Below are 14780 nucleotides of genomic sequence, written 5' to 3' on the forward strand. Positions count from 1 at the left end.
CTGTTTTTCTCAAAAGAAAATAGAAATTTTTCAATTTCGCTAACTTTTTGTCAAAAAAATAAGGCTTTAGGAACCAGTCTTTACGACTATGGTTCCTGAAGCCTCATCATGAATTACTATTTTTTTGCTTCGCCTTTTAGGCTACTTCTTCTGAAAACTGACTGTTATATAAATCAGCATAAAAACCATTTTTTGCCATTAATTCATCGTGGGTTCCTGTTTCCACAATTGAACCTTCTGCCATAACGATAATCGTATCAGCATCACGGATAGTCGACAAGCGATGAGCAACTACAAAGCTGGTCCGATTTTCCAATAAACGATTCATTGCTGCTTGAATCAGTATTTCTGTTCGAGTGTCCACACTTGAGGTGGCTTCATCCAAAATTAAAACGTCTGGATTTGCTAAGAATGCTCGAGCAATTGTAATTAATTGTCGTTGACCTTGAGAAATATTGCTGGCTTCTTCATTTAAAATCGTTTGGTAGCCTTCTGGTAATTTTCTGACAAAATCATCCACATGGGCTGCTTTCGCCGCACGGATCACTTCTTCTTCGCTCGCTTGGTCATTACCATAATGAATATTGTCATAGATACTTCCAGTGAACAACCAAGTATCTTGAAGAACCATTGAGAAGTGTGCTCGCAACTCTTCGCGAGATAAATCGCGCGTATCTACGCCATCATATTTGATGCTGCCGCTACTAATATCATAGAAGCGTTCCAATAAGTTAATTAGGGTTGTTTTTCCAGCACCTGTTGGGCCCACGATTGCGACCATTTCCCCAGGTTTAACATTTAAATTGAAATCTTTCATTAATAATTTCTCTGGTGAATAGCCAAAAGCAACATGTTCAAAAGAAACACGATAAGGACTATCTGTTTCCACTGGTATGCCAGAAGGTTCATCCACCATTTCTTCTTCATCTAATACTTCAAAGACACGTTCTGCCGAAGCCACCGTAGCTTGGATTGTATTCATTAAATTAGCGATTTGAGTAATCGGTTGTGAAAATTGATTGGTATATTGAAGAAATGCTTGGACATCCCCTAAATCCATCATACCATTCGCTACTTTTACGCCACCAAGTACTGCAACAAACACATAGCCTAGATTTTTGATAAAGTTCATTAAAGGCATAATGATCGCTGAAATAAATTGTGCTTTGCGACCAGCATGATATAATTTTTCATTTTCTTTTTCAAATACTTCTTGATCACTTTCTTCGTGGTTGAAACTTTTTACTACTACGTGACCACCGTAGGTTTCTTCAACTTGGTTATTCAATAATCCTAAGCTTTTTTGTTGAGCCGCAAAATGTTTTTGCGAGCGAGGTGCCACAACCATCACAACAATTAAACTTAATGGCACTGTTGCTAAAGCAATTAGTGTTAACTGCCAGCTAATGGTCAGCATCATCCAAAGTACACCCACAAATGTCACGATACTGGTAATTAATTGGGTTAAGTTTTGTTGTAAAGTACTCGCAATATTATCCATGTCGTTAATTGCCCGTGACATGATGTCCCCATTACTATGAGTATCATAATAGGAAATTGGAACTTTGTTCATTTTCGCTTCTAATTCTTGACGTAATTCATAAACTGTTCGCTGTGAAACACGTGTCATAATTACTTGCTGCAAGAAATTAAAGACAGCAGAAATAAGATACATGGCAATAACAATTAATAAAATTTGACCGATTTTGTCAAAATCAATTGGAAAAGAAGTTATTTTTAAGCCTTGTTTCATTTCAGCAGCGCCTTTCATGACGCCTTTAAAAATTTCAGTTGTTGCCTGTCCTAATACTTTTGGTGTTTGGATTTGGAAAACGACGGCTGCGATTGCTAATACTAAGACTGCAATAATTGACAGCATTCGTTTAGACATGTACCGAAATAAACGTTTCACTGTTTTCCAGAAATTTTTTGGTTTTGGCCCTTTTGCGCCAATGTTGCGTCCTGGTCCGCCGCCCATTGGTCCGCCTTTTGGTCGACTACTCATGCAAGGTCCTCCTCTCTCAATTGAGAATGTACAATTTCTTGATACGTTTGGTTGTTCGCTAATAACTCTTCATGCGTTCCTTTACCAACTAATTTCCCTTCGTCTAATACTAAAATTGTCGATGCTTCCATAACCGTACTTACACGTTGGGCCACTAAAACGACAATTGCATCCGTCATCTGCTCTTTTAAGGCTTTTCTTAAATTAGCATCTGTTTTGAAGTCCAATGCAGAAAAGGAATCATCAAAAACATAGACATCTGCTGGTTTTACTAAAGCACGAGCAATAGCCAACCGCTGGCGTTGTCCGCCAGAGAAATTACCGCCGCCTTGTTCGACATGACTATCCAAACCTTCTGCCAATTCTGAAACAAACGCCTTCGCCTGCGCGATTTCTAAGGCTTGCCAAATTTCTTCATCGGTCGCATTTGGGGCGCCGTATTGCATATTTTCACGAATCGTTCCTGTAAATAAAACAGCCTTTTGCGGTACAAAGCCAATCATTTCTCGTAAATTATGCTGTGACGTATCTTTAATGTTTTTACCATTTAGCAAAATCTTGCCAGATTCAACATCATAAAAGCGTGGTAAAAGATTAACCAGCGTTGTTTTCCCAGAACCAGTCCCACCAATAATCGCGACCGTCTCCCCAGATTTTGCTGAAAAATCTATATCTTCCAGTGCTAAGTTTTCAGCATGCTGGTAACGATAATTAACATGTTCAAACGCCAATGTTGCTTTGTCGCCTTTTAGAGAGAGTAGTTCTGGATTGGGTACATCTTTGATTTCTGAATCAGTATTTAGCACCTCATTAATCCGATCAGCAGAAGCTTGCGCCCGCGGTACCATGACAAAAATCATGGATAGCATCATGAAACTCATCAGAATTTGCATAGCATAAGTCATAAAGGCGATTAAGTTCCCTACTTCTAGTTGCATTTCCGCAATATAATGACCGCCAAACCAAGTGATTGCAATATTGGTACCACTCATAATGAGTGTCATTAAAGGAATCATCAAAGCGACAATCGTATTCACTTTAATCGCCGTTTGTGTATAATCCTTATTGGCTTCATCAAAACGTTGTTCTTCATAGTTTGCTTTGCCAAAGGCCCGAATCACACGAACCCCTGTCAGTCCTTCACGAAAAACTAAATTTAAACGGTCGGTTTTCTTTTGCATGCTCTTAAATAACGGAACCGCTAAAAACATGATACCTCCCACTAAAACAGCCATAATTGGTAAAACATATAGAAAAATTTTCGTTAATTGTGGGTCCTTGTTATATGCCATAAAACTTGCACCAATTAACGTTAAAGGTGCATTAATCATTAAACGTAAAAACATTTGCATAACCATTTGAATCTGATTGACATCATTGGTTGTTCGTGTAATTAGCGAAGCTGTCCCAAATTTGTCAAATTCATTATTAGAAAAATTTTCAACTTTTCGATAAATATCAGTCCGTAATTTTTTTCCTAAACTTTGTGATTCTTTGGTGGCAAAAAAAGTATTTCCAATAGAAGCGACAATGCTAATCAAAGAAAAGCCTAACATGACAACTCCTGTACTCCAAATATAGTTAATATCTCCTTTAGCGACACCGTCATTAATGATATTAGATGTTAATGTGGGCAGATATAAATCTGCGATAATTTGCACGATCATAAATAAAACCGCTGCAAAGACCGACCATAACGACATCCGTTTGACTAGTTTAATCAACTAACTTCTCCTCCTTTTTGCTACTTATAAGCGCCATTTTTCAACCAATTTAATTTCATTTTTAATTGTTTGACTGCTTCAGTTGAATCATAGGCGGGATTTTCTCTTTGTTGACGATACCCATCAACAATTGTTGAGAAAACGGCATGCATCGCCGTCTGCATAAACCATGTGAATTCTTTTGGCGTTTCAATGGTTAATTTCGAACGATCAATTATTTGATAAAGATGTTCTGCATAGGCAGCATGGCCTTTTCTTCCTCTATGCTTATGACAGTGCTGTTTCCTATTTTTTTCCTCTTCTCCAGTCGCTAAATTATCCGTCACCCGACGTGAAGCACGATAATCCATGTTGACAAATAAATTCCGATAGAAAGAAGCATTCTCTCCAGTTAGCACTTCGACAATCATTTTGGAGAAATAGACATCCATGGCTTCGATTAAATCACCATTTTCCGCAATAATTTGTTTCTCTAAATCTCGTTCACTATTTTTTCTTAATGTCGCAAAGTAATAAAAATACAAATCTTCTTTGTTCTCAAAATATTGATAAAAGCTACCGCGAGGAATTTCCGCTAATTTAACAATATTTGCAATTGACGCTTCTTGTAAAGAATGGCGCGAAAATTCAATTTGCGCAGCATCTAATAAGCGTTGTTGCTTTTCTTCTGGCAAATGAAAAAACGTATTCGTAGGCATATTTGTGTTCCTCCCTTTTATGACACATTGTCATATGACACCATGTCATTATAGCACTCTCTATTCAGAATGCAAGTTTTTTACAAAAAAAATCAAGCACCTAGCAAGACAAAATTGATGTTAGATTCTGTCTCACCAGTTGCTTGATTAATAATAGTGTTTGATGCATTCTTGTAACAAGCCAGCGACCTCTTTTATAGGTCCATTGGCATCTATTCGTTGATAATTAGGATATTGTTCCAATTGGTTTTTGATAAGAATTTCTTGATCATAAAGGTTTAAACGTTCTTCAATAATTTTAGGATCAGATTCTCGTTGTTTTAAACGTTGATAAATATTTTCTTTTGAAACGTCAAAAAAAACTGGAATGACGGACTCGCCGAAACGCTCAAAGACCGCTTGAAAGCCTGGAAAAGTTAACGCATTATAGGCTGGATGCTCTTTCGTTGTTTCAACGATGGCAGCTACACCGACACCGTAATAGTTTCCATGGTAAAAATCATACTCCACTAACTGATTGGTTTCAATCAAGGCTTGAAAACTTGCTTTTGTTTCAAAATAGTAATCCACGCCATCCACTTCATCCAATCGTTTTTTCCTCGTAGTATGCGAGATAACTTTATAGTTTTTCGGAAAAACCTTACTTGTAATTGCGGTCTTGCCAGAACCACTCGGACCCATAATAACAAAAAATGGATGTTGTAATTGCTTAATCATTAGAAACGCTCCTCTCAGTTGTTTCTATTATAACGTATTGTGCACTATTTTGAAAAATTGACAAAAAAGAGCTTGGGCCAAAAATCACTTTGGATTTTTGGCCCAAGCTTAAAAATTAATAAACGGCGGGAACAGAAGCAACAACCTACTACGCTTATCTTGTTTTGTTTAATTACAATAACTAGTCTAAGTTTTGTCCATTAGTTTCGATAACTTGTTTGTACCAATTAAACGATTTTTTTTCATAACGGTTTTTAGTACCATTTCCTTCATCGTCTAAATCAACGTAAATAAACCCATACCGTTTACTCATTTCACCTGTGGAAGCACTGACTAAATCGATACAGCCCCACGGCGTATAGCCCATTAAATCGACGCCGTCTGCAACTGCTTCTGCCATTGCTTCAATATGACGACGTAAATAATCAATCCGATAGTCGTCTGCCACATAGAAATTTTCGTCTACTTTATCAATTGCACCTAAGCCGTTTTCCACAATAAATAAAGGTTTTTGATAACGATTATATAATTCATTTAGGGCAATTCGTAACCCTTCGGGATCAATTTGCCAACCCCATTCACTTGCTTCTAAGAAGGGATTTTTAACGCCGCCTAAAAGATTCCCATTTGCTGTATCGTTGGTAGTACCAGTAACATCGACAGCAGTCGACATATAATAACTAAAGCCAATGTAATCCACTGGGTATTCTTTTAATAATTCTAAATCTCCTTCTTCAATAACTAAGTCTTTCACAGCATATTTTTGATACATGCGTTCTGCGTATGCTGGATATTCACCACGAACTTGAACATCTGTACAATAATAATTAAACTCTTGGTTTTCAATCATTGTAGCAACTTGATTGACTGGATTCGAATCAATGCCATACGTTGTTGCATAAATAATCATACATCCAATTTGTAATTCTGGATTTAATTCATGGCCAATTTTTACAGCTTTACTACTTGCAACAAATTGATTATGCCATGCTTGGAAAATGTTTTGATAATCATTGGCTCCATTGCTTTTCACCAATCCTTGACTAAGTGCTGGGAAATGGAAAGCTGAATTAATTTCATTGAATGTCATCCAATAGTTAACTTTTTGGTGGTAACGTGTTAAAACAGTTTCCGCAAAACGTTCATAAAAGTCAACTAATTGACGATTTTTCCACCCGCCGTATTCTTTCGCTAAATGCAGTGGCATTTCATAATGAGAAATCGTAATTACTGGTTCAATGTTATAGCTTAAACATTCATCGATAACCGCATCATAAAATTTCAAGCCGGCTTCATTCGGTTGTGTTTCATCTCCTTGTGGAAAAATACGCGACCACGCAATTGAAAATCGATAACATTTGAAGCCCATTTTAGCAAACAACGCAATGTCCTCTTTAAAGCGATCATAGTGATCAATTCCTGTATGATTAGGGTAGCGATATTTCGTTTCGTCAATCGTCCAATCAAACGCTTCATCTCCTAAAATAGCGAAACGTTGTTTTCCTCCAGGCATCGCATCTGCCACAGATAACCCTTTACCATCGGCTAAGTAAGCCCCTTCTAATTGATTGGCTGCGGTTGCACCGCCCCATAAAAATCCTTTTGGAAATTTTGTCGTTGTTGTCATACTTGTTCCTCCTCCAATTGTCTTTTATTTAATAATGGCTAAAAAGTCTTCACCATGTAACACGTCTGTTTGGTTCATATCCAAAACATCTAAATAATCATTCGTATTCGTTACCACAATCGGTGTAACTACTGGATAACCAGCTTCTTTAATGGCAGCAATATCAAAAGTAACCAGCAAATCTCCTTTTTTAACAGAATCACCTTGTTTCACTGATAATTCAAAGCCTTTACCATCTAATTCGACCGTATCCATGCCAATATGCATTAATAATTCAACGCCCTCTGTTGTCGTCAAGCCAACAGCATGTCCTGTCGGAAATAATGTGGTGATTTCACCATCTGCGGGTGCATACAGTTTGCCTTCAGTCGGCTCAATTGCAACACCTTTTCCTAAAGCACCTGAAGCAAAAACAGGGTCTTGTACTTTTTCTAGCGGTAAAATTTCACCTTGAAGTGGACTTGCTAAAATAATTTTGTCTTCTTGATTCGTTTTTACAGGTGCCACCATCTTATCAGTTGCTGTTTTTTCAGTTACTGTTTCTGGATTAGGTTGATCTTCAAAACGTAAGACAAACGTTAAGACAAACGCAATGATAAAGGCAATTCCGGCACCAATTGCACCAGTAATCATCGGTGCAGTATCTTTTGTCTCTGCAGGAATAAACCCAGGTAAGCTCAACATACTAACCAAGCCAAACGTAAAGTTTTTCACGTGATTCATAGCCACAAATGCACCACCGATACCGCCACCAATACAAGCTGCAATAAATGGTTTTTTCAATGGTAAAGTCACACCATATACAGTTGGTTCAGTAATTCCAAAAATAGTTGTAATGCTTGAAGACAAAGCCAAACCTTTTAATTTCACATTTTTTGTTAGGAAAAAGACAGCTAAAGCAGCCCCGCCTTGTGCAATAACGGCTGGTAATAACATTGGTACCATCGTATCGCCACCTTGTGTTAAGTTTAACATCATAATTGGTACAAAGCCCCAATGCATACCAAACATTACCAAGACTTGCCACAACGAACCCATTAATAACCCTGCGATAATTGGACTAAAAGCGTAAATTGCGTTGTATCCTTGTCCCAACCAATCGCCGATGACCGTCCCGATAGGACCAATAGCTAAGAAGGTAACAGGTGCCATAATAAGGAAAACAGCTAACGGAACGCAGATAATTTGTAGAAAACTCGGAATTACTTTTTTGAAGAAACGTTCTACATAACTTTGTGCAAAAACAGCCAAAATAATTGGTAAAACCGAAGAAGTATAGCCACTTGGCCCAATAATCACTGGAAGACCAGCAAAGCTAATTGTTTTGCCTGCTAAAGCAGTAATGCTGGGATGAACTAAGGCCATCGCCAAAGCAACCGCTAAAAAGGGATTAGTATTGAATTTTTTAGCAGCCGTAAACGCTAACATAATTGGTAAGAAAGTAAATAAGCCATCTGCAATCGAAAAGAGAACAAGATATACGCCTGAAGTGTCAGCTAACCAGCCCATAGTTACAGCTAATGTTAAGAAGCCTTTTAGAACCCCAGCGCCGGCCATTGCACCTAAAAACGGTGTAAAAATAGAAGAAATAATATCAATTAAACGGTTAAAGATATTTCCGCCACTTTCTTTTTCTCTATTATCAGAATCATTACCTAGTCCACTGTTGGCCATCAAATCCTTATAGACATCACTAACGTGACTGCCAATAACCACTTGATATTGTCCTGCACTTTGAACTACCTGAATAACATCTGGGTCAGCATTCAATGCAGCAGTATCTGCTTTATTTTCATCTTTTAATTTAAAACGTAAGCGTGTAGCACAGTGAACAACACTATTAACGTTGCCTTCGCCCCCAACAGCTTTTAACACACGTGCTGCAATTTCTTGATTTTTACTCATCTCTAGATCCTCATTTCCATTAATTTTTAATATCAAAAAAACCTACATTGAAAAAGAGCCAGATCCTTCTCTTCACAGCTGCGCAGTCTGCGAAAATCGTTATCGGTTTTTTCAATCTAGGTTTTGCCTGCATTATCAGTAACAATCCGCGATTATTGGTTGTTATGCTTTTTTATCATTGACCACTCTTTGGATATGAATGGTTAAATAAATCATTTCCGCTTGATCAATTGGTCGATCATAGCTTTTTAATAAATACTCATTAATACGTTGGACCGCTTGAAACGCCTTAGGATACTTTCCTTGGACCAAAGCAAAAAGAAATTCGTCCTCCTCATCATGCGCTTCTTGTTTTAAATAACGTTGCGCAAAATATTGAAGATGTGTAACAATTCGTTGATAGTTCAATGAATCTTCATCAAACACCTGTCCAAAGTAGCGACTAATAATCGTTAAAATATCACGAACCATCTTGGTTGCTTCCATGGTAACTTCCATATTGCCATTTCCTTGTTCAGCATTCACAATATGAAAAGCAATGAAGCCCGCTTCATTTTCTGAAAATTGAACCCCTAGCTTTTCAGCAATAATCGCTAATGCTTGCTTTGCGATTTCAAATTCTTTAGGATAAAATTTGCGTGTTTCGAATACAAGAGGATTCGGAATATCAATTCCTTCTTTGGCTCGAAGTAACGCATAGTGAATATGATCCGTTAAAGTTAAATAAATATTTGATGAAAGCTCAATCGCTAGCGTTGTTTCTGCTAAATCAACGATTTGTTTGACGACTTCTACTTCTTTGGTGGGGACGTCTTCAAACAGCTGCTGGAATTGCCCTGCCATAGCGGAGTCCTTTAACACGAATTCCTTTTCAACATAATCTGGATTGATCGTGTCTCCAATCTTCTTTTGAAAGGCTAAGCCGCGTCCCATATAAACAATTTCTTCGCCTTGCTCATTTCTTGAAAGCACGACATTATTATTTAAAACTTTTTCAATCCTCATGATGAATGCAACCTCACTTTTTTATAAAAAAAGCCCAGAATCCCTCCACTGATTGTGTTAATGGAAGACTCTGGTTTTGCCTGCAAAGCAGTAACAATCCTTATTTACAAAGTAATAATAGCATGCTTTTTTTTAATATGCAAGCCTTTCCAAAAAAATATTTTTATTTATTTTTTACTCTGTTGATCCATTTAAAAAAAAAGTTTACTAAAAGTAAAAAAAAGACTTGCTTTCTCTTACTTTTTATTAGTAAAATAGAGATGTTGAATTTTTAAACTATTTATTTTAAGGAGATTACACAATGTCAAAATTATTAGTTGTTAAAGCACATCCATTAACAAAAGAAGAATCACGCTCAGTTCGTGCGTTAGAAACATTTTTAGCTTCATACCGTGAAACAAATCCATCAGACGAAATCGAAATTTTAGATGTTTATGCCCCAGAAACAAACATGCCGGAAATCGATGAAGAATTATTATCTGCTTGGGGTGCACTTCGCGCTGGCGCAGCATTTGAAACATTAAGCGAAAACCAACAACAAAAAGTGGCTCGTTTTAATGAATTAACTGATCAATTTTTATCTGCAGACAAAGTAGTAATTGCTAATCCAATGTGGAACTTAAACGTACCGACACGCTTAAAAGCTTGGGTAGATACAATCAACGTTGCTGGAAAAACATTCCAATATACTGCAGAAGGACCAAAACCTCTAACAAGTGGTAAAAAAGCCTTACACATCCAATCAAATGGCGGCTTCTACGAAGGAAAAGATTTTGCTTCTCAATACATTAAAGCGATTCTAAACTTTATTGGCGTTGATCAAGTTGACGGATTATTCATCGAAGGAATCGATCATTTCCCTGATCGCGCGGAAGAACTTTTAAATACTGCCATGACCAAAGCAACTGAATACGGTAAAACATTCTAAATTTTCCGAGTGATTTACATCAAAAAGAGACAAGCAGTTCGTTCACTGCTTGTCTCTTTTGTTACGTAGATTCTTGTTGATCTGGCTTATCTTCATCATACAAACCGGAAACGATTTGGTACCACTCAAAAATGTGTGTAATTATCACCTTAGCTGCGGCATAAACAGGAATTCCTAAAATCACCCCGACAATCCCAAATAGTTTACCAGACGTTAATAAAACAACCAAAATGGTGACTGGATGAATGGATAACTGACTGCCTAGGACAAGTGGTGAAATAAACCGACCTTCGACCGTTTGCTCAATGGCAAAAACAATCAAGACTTTAATTAACAAAGCTGGCCCACTGACAATTCCTAAAAAGACTGCTGGAATCATGGCTAAAAATGACCCTAAATAAGGGATTAAATTTAAAAAGCCTGCTGCAATACCTAAAGTGACTGCATAATCTAAGCCAATGACAGAAAAACCAATCATAAACATAATTGCCACTGCGAAAGCGACAGTTAACTGTCCTCTAATATAAGAAGAGACTTGATCATTGACTTCTGCAAGAACTTTTAAGGTTGGTTTACGCATCTTCACTGGTAAAAACTTTATTAAATATGGCGCTAAGTTTTTGCCATCTTTCAGTAAATAAAATAGAATAAACGGCATCGTAATGATGGCGACAAAGATCGTAGCCACCGCCCCAAAGAAATTACCAATTCCTTGTACTGTGAACGTTGAGACGTTTTTAATGATGGTACCTAACGAGCTGACAACTTTATCGCCTGCCGCTTCAAGTTGTTCTCTAAATTGCGCGAAAAGTGGATCACTTAATATTTCCTGCGATTTTTGATCAATTGTATCAATATATTGAGGAAAATGATTCACAAAGCTGACAGATTGCTCACGAATTTTAGGAACGATTACAATACCACCCCAAATGAGTAGTGCCACAATTAAAATAAATAGGCCGATAATACTCCAGACACGTGAGATTTGTTTTTTCTCTAAATAATCGACAATCGGATTTAATAAATAATATAAAATCCCCGCCATAATTACTGGTAAGCCGACAACGCCAAAAAACTGCCAAACGGGCTTAAATAAATAAGAAACTTTCGTAAAAGTTAGAATAATTAACAGCACCAATAAGACAATCAGTAAGGCTGTTACTACTTGATTATTTAAAAACCAACGCCAAAACCAAGACAGGCGTTTATCAGTCGTTTGTTTTTTATCCATTGATTCACGCTCCATTTACTAAATAATCAATTGTTGTTCCAATGGTTATCTTTGGTAACTGATGGGGCGTTAAATAAACACCATTTCGGATAACATCATCCTCATCGGTTGGTGCATCAGCAAAGATTAAAGTGCTGTGAGCGATACTTTGCAAGTTACTATTGGCAAAAGAACCCACTTTTGTGATTGTATAGTTTGTATCGCCAATTTTCAGATGATCTCCTTCTGCCAAGGTAACTTGGTCTTTTTCTGGGAATGATTGAATAACTGCATGTTGCTTCAAGGTATCGGTAGCAGTTTCACCAAAAAGAATAATCATTTTTTCTGAATCATCGATTGCATGTTTGCCTATTTCTGTTACGGTTGCTTGCATCTTCCATACCACTCCTTCATTATCTTACTTCTATTATTATAGCATAGAATAAAATAGATATTCAGGAAAAAGAAAAGGCGATGAACAATCGTCAATTGACTTTTGTTCACCGCCTTAAAATAAGTTTTTATTTAAAGAAGTTCATAATATGAGTCCAAATTTTTTCATCAAAGACATCCATTGGATTCCCATTTCCAATCAAACCATAACCAATCATTGTTCCCACAACAAATAAGATAATGACTAACGAAATGACCACTAGAATTTTCAATAATGTTACTAAAATATAACGAAATGAACTCATACGTTTGACTCCTTTAGATTACTGTCGTTGCTTGTTTTTCTTCAATTTTTTCATCATTGACACGTTCAACGTTCGCGCCTAATTTTTGAAGTTTTTTATGGAACTCATAATAGCCACGATCTAAATATTTCAAATTAGAGACACGTGTAATGCCATTTGCACGTAACCCTACTAAAATCAATGCGGCAGCTGCCCGTAAATCAGTGGCTTCCACTGCTGCTCCTTGTAACTCGTTGCCACCATTAATAACGGCAATGTTGCCGTCAATTTTTAAGTCAGCGTTCATTCGACGCATTTCCTCTAAGTGTTGGTAACGATTTTCAAAGACTGTTTCTGTCACGATGCTTGTTCCTTCAGCAAACATTTGGATCGCTGTCATTTGCGCTTGCATGTCTGTTGGGAAACCAGGATGCGGCATTGTCTTAACATCTGTTGGTTTTAGATGTTTTGGTCCAATTACACGGATGCCGTTTTCTTCTTCTTCAATGATTGCACCCATTTCAGTTAATTTAGAAATTAGCGGACGATTATGTTCAGAAATTGCTTCTTCAATTAAAACATTGCCCTCAGTCATTGCTGCAGCTACCATGAACGTACCTGCTTCAATTCGATCTTGAACGATTGAATGCTCTACGGCATGTAATTTATCGACGCCTTCGATACGCATCGTTTCTGTTCCAGCACCGATAACATTGGCACCCATTTTGTTTAAAATGTTTGCTAAGTCAACGATTTCAGGTTCACGAGCAACGTTTTCAATGATGGTTGTTCCTTTCGCACGAACAGCAGCCATCATAATGTTTTGCGTAGCGCCGACACTTGGGAAGTCTAAGTAAATAGTGTTACCGATTAGTTCATCCGCAATTGCTTCAATGTAACCATTTTTTTGGATGATTTTTGCACCTAATGCTTGGAAGCCTTTTAAGTGTAAATCAATTGGTCGTTTTCCAATGGCACAGCCACCTGGCATTGCCACTTTGGCATGGCCATTACGAGCCAATAAAGGTCCCATTACAACGATAGAAGCACGCATTTTACTAACGTACTCATAGTTTGCTTCGATCCCTAAAGGTTGTGTTGCGTCTATTGTTACTTCATTCGCGTCTTCATCAAAATCAATGGCTACATTCAAATGCTTAATTACTTGATTCATTGTAAATACATCAGATAAAATTGGTACATTTTTTAAAGTAGTAACGCCTTCTTCAGCTAAAAGAGTAGCTGCTAAAATTGGTAAAACAGCGTTTTTGGCGCCTTCAATTTTTACAGTTCCTTCTAATTTTGTATTACCACCATGAACAATAATTTGTTCCATTTTGTTCCCCCCAAAAAAATGAGAATAGGTATTCCTATTCAAAATCTTTACTATTATACCATTATTCAACTAAAAATTGTACCTTTTTTTATTTTTCAATTTTTAAGGAAAATACACAATGAAAAGATTTCGACAAAGCGCAATCAATTCTAAAGCAAACGAGCTAACTGTGTATCCGATAGCGATGGCGAAAAATACCATCAACATTCTGATTTGCGGTGTAAATTGGGTTTTGAAAAATTGCTCAATACGCAATGATTGCAACGCCCAAAAACTTATGTAAATGAACATAAGATGACTAACGATTCGAACAATAGCATCTACTCCATAGTATTGCATAAGGAGCCTCCTTTTTTCTAACGTAGGAACATTTTATCACAAAATAATAAAAACCGATAATTAATCCACTTGAAATGCCAAAATTTGACACTATTTATTAAAAAATACGAAGAAATAGAGTTTAAGGCACCTGACTCAATAGCAAGCGCCTTAAACTCTACAAAAGTGACTGAATCCTTCAGCCTTTTTTACCCATGTTTCGATACGTTGATCCGGTTGATTGCACGATGCAAAGCAACAGTCGCACGACGTAGTTGATCGCGGTCGTCTTTTGCTTTGGCTTCTTCAATTAAACGTTCTGCTCGTTGTTTTGCTCGTTCAGCACGAGGTACATCGATATCTCGTTCACGTTCAGCACTATCGGCAATAATAGAAACGACATTATCACGGACTTCCATGATACCACCATTTACAGCTACCCAGTCAACATGTGTATCTGAATCGGTCCGTTTGATGCGGACTTCATCAATCGCTAGCGGAACGATGATTGGCGCATGTTTTGGTAAAATACCAATCTCACCATCTGTTGTTTTCGCCACAACGATTTTTGCATGGTGGTCATAAACTAGACCATTCGGCGTTACTACATTCACAGTAAGACTATCCATT

14 protein-coding genes are annotated in these 14780 nt (G+C 37.3%); 1 reads left to right on the top strand and 13 read right to left on the bottom strand.

Annotated elements, in window-relative coordinates; translation table 11 throughout:
- Window positions 1-136: 136 nt before the first annotated feature.
- From IGK27_RS09910 to licT, 7 genes are all read right to left on the bottom strand, one after another.
- Window positions 137-2005 (bottom strand): ABC transporter ATP-binding protein, encoded by a 1869-nt coding sequence (locus tag IGK27_RS09910; RefSeq protein WP_002362577.1) that lies wholly within the window; start codon window positions 2003-2005, stop codon window positions 137-139.
- On the bottom strand, window positions 2002-3729 hold the full coding sequence (locus IGK27_RS09915; RefSeq protein WP_002356575.1) for an ABC transporter ATP-binding protein: 1728 nt from the start codon (window positions 3727-3729) through the stop codon (window positions 2002-2004). Before IGK27_RS09915 ends, IGK27_RS09910 begins: the two co-directional genes overlap by 4 nt.
- 20 nt (window positions 3730-3749) lie before the next feature.
- Window positions 3750-4427 carry a TetR/AcrR family transcriptional regulator gene (locus IGK27_RS09920; RefSeq protein WP_010821042.1) on the bottom strand — a complete coding sequence of 226 codons (678 nt, stop codon included), beginning with the start codon at window positions 4425-4427 and terminating at the stop codon, window positions 3750-3752.
- Between the two features lie 147 nt (window positions 4428-4574).
- Complete coding sequence (locus IGK27_RS09925) at window positions 4575-5144, bottom strand: guanylate kinase (RefSeq protein ID WP_002387147.1); 570 nt, start codon at window positions 5142-5144, stop codon at window positions 4575-4577.
- Between the two features lie 181 nt (window positions 5145-5325).
- Entirely contained in the window at window positions 5326-6771 is a 1446-nt protein-coding gene (locus IGK27_RS09930) for a glycoside hydrolase family 1 protein (RefSeq protein ID WP_002362575.1), read from the bottom strand.
- A gap of 24 nt (window positions 6772-6795) precedes the next feature.
- Entirely contained in the window at window positions 6796-8676 is a 1881-nt protein-coding gene (locus tag IGK27_RS09935) for a beta-glucoside-specific PTS transporter subunit IIABC (protein ID WP_002374233.1), read from the bottom strand.
- 162 nt (window positions 8677-8838) lie between these two features.
- On the bottom strand, window positions 8839-9681 hold the full coding sequence (gene licT, locus IGK27_RS09940; RefSeq protein ID WP_002359608.1) for a BglG family transcription antiterminator LicT: 843 nt from the start codon (window positions 9679-9681) through the stop codon (window positions 8839-8841).
- A 301-nt stretch (window positions 9682-9982) separates the two neighbouring features.
- Between licT and IGK27_RS09945 the strand changes: the two genes are divergently transcribed.
- Entirely contained in the window at window positions 9983-10609 is a 627-nt protein-coding gene (locus IGK27_RS09945) for an FMN-dependent NADH-azoreductase (RefSeq protein ID WP_002367152.1), read from the top strand.
- A gap of 61 nt (window positions 10610-10670) precedes the next feature.
- On the opposite strand, the gene IGK27_RS09950 is transcribed toward IGK27_RS09945, so the two are convergent.
- The 6 genes from IGK27_RS09950 to IGK27_RS09975 form a co-directional block, all read right to left on the bottom strand.
- Window positions 10671-11840 carry an AI-2E family transporter gene (locus tag IGK27_RS09950; protein WP_002388381.1) on the bottom strand — a complete coding sequence of 390 codons (1170 nt, stop codon included), beginning with the start codon at window positions 11838-11840 and terminating at the stop codon, window positions 10671-10673.
- Window positions 11841-11844: 4 nt separating this feature from the next.
- Window positions 11845-12213, bottom strand: a complete 369-nt coding sequence (locus tag IGK27_RS09955) for a PTS glucitol/sorbitol transporter subunit IIA (protein ID WP_002356567.1) — start codon at window positions 12211-12213, stop codon at window positions 11845-11847.
- A 127-nt stretch (window positions 12214-12340) separates the two neighbouring features.
- On the bottom strand, window positions 12341-12517 hold the full coding sequence (locus IGK27_RS09960; RefSeq protein ID WP_002356564.1) for a DNA-directed RNA polymerase subunit beta: 177 nt from the start codon (window positions 12515-12517) through the stop codon (window positions 12341-12343).
- A gap of 13 nt (window positions 12518-12530) precedes the next feature.
- Window positions 12531-13832: a UDP-N-acetylglucosamine 1-carboxyvinyltransferase gene (gene murA, locus IGK27_RS09965; RefSeq protein ID WP_002356562.1), complete on the bottom strand. Its 1302-nt coding sequence runs from the start codon at window positions 13830-13832 to the stop codon at window positions 12531-12533.
- Window positions 13833-13934: 102 nt separating this feature from the next.
- Window positions 13935-14171, bottom strand: a complete 237-nt coding sequence (locus IGK27_RS09970) for a DUF1146 family protein (RefSeq protein ID WP_002356560.1) — start codon at window positions 14169-14171, stop codon at window positions 13935-13937.
- A 188-nt stretch (window positions 14172-14359) separates the two neighbouring features.
- Window positions 14360-14779, bottom strand: coding sequence for a F0F1 ATP synthase subunit epsilon (locus tag IGK27_RS09975; protein WP_002356559.1), 420 nt, complete (start codon window positions 14777-14779; stop codon window positions 14360-14362).
- Between the last annotated feature and the right edge of the window lies 1 nt (window position 14780).

The organism is Enterococcus sp. DIV0236 (genome assembly GCF_050558525.1).
In the GTDB taxonomy this organism is placed as follows: domain Bacteria; phylum Bacillota; class Bacilli; order Lactobacillales; family Enterococcaceae; genus Enterococcus; species Enterococcus faecalis.